Annotated in this window: 2 protein-coding genes; both read left to right on the top strand. The window is 77.5% G+C overall.

What is annotated here, in order from left to right; translation table 11 throughout:
- Positions 1-249 (top strand): SAV_6107 family HEPN domain-containing protein (locus tag F6X68_RS32855; RefSeq protein WP_255474824.1); only part of this gene is annotated, 249 nt, incomplete at its 5' end.
- 88 nt (positions 250-337) lie between these two features.
- The coding region (locus tag F6X68_RS32850) for a hypothetical protein (protein ID WP_151457857.1) at positions 338-839 on the top strand (502 nt) is incomplete at its 3' end.

Raw genomic sequence — 839 nt, 5'->3', positions numbered from 1 at the left:
CCCACCCGACGCCACCGGGTGACCAGCGTCTGGATCCTGCTCTCCGGTGTCGCCCCCGAGCTCGACGAGTGGGCCCGGTTCTTCGCCCTCGGCGCCGGCAAGCGGGCCGCCGCCGAGGCCGGCATCCCACGGGTCGTGACCGCCCGGGAGGCCGACGACCTGCTGCGCTCCGCCGAGCAGTTCGTCACGGTCGTGGAGGCCGCGCTCGGCGTGGCCCACCAACCGGCACTCGACGGCCTCGCGGCCTGACCCGGGCACCCTGCCAGCCGACGGCGACCGGGTGCCCCGGCGCGGCACGCGCACGTCTGATCCGACAGCACGACGGGGGGTAGGTCCGATGGCGGGCCGGATGGTGGTCGGTTCCGCCGCACTGGCCGGTCTGGTGCGCCCGGCGAGCGCGCCGGACCCGGCGACCGGTCACCGGCTGTTGCCGGTGGCCCCCGAACTGACCGGGCTGCTGCCCAACCGGGGATTGCGACGGGGCAGCACGATTGCGGTGGCCACCGGCCAGCCCCGGCGCAGCGGCGGCACCTCGCTGGTCCTGGCGCTGCTCGCCGAGGCGTCCCGGGCCGGCTCGTGGTGCGCCGTGGTCGGGGTCCCGACGTTCGGGGCGGGCGCCGCCGCCGAGTTGGGCATCGCCCTGGACCGGCTCGCCCTGGTGCCCCACCCGGGCCCGGAGTGGGCCACCGTCATCGCCGCGTTGATCGACGGGGTGGACGTCGTGGTCGCCGCCGTGCCGACGACGGTCTCCGCCTCGGTCGCCAACCGGCTGGCCGCCCGGGCCCGGCAGCGCGGCAGCGTCCTCGTCCCGTACGGGCGGTGGGACGGCGCGGACGTGA

Source organism: Micromonospora sp. AMSO12t, assembly GCF_008806585.1.
In the GTDB taxonomy this organism is placed as follows: domain Bacteria; phylum Actinomycetota; class Actinomycetes; order Mycobacteriales; family Micromonosporaceae; genus Micromonospora; species Micromonospora reichwaldensis.
Note: the sequence above shows the minus strand (reverse complement) of the source record. Positions and strands in the feature narration are given on the sequence as shown.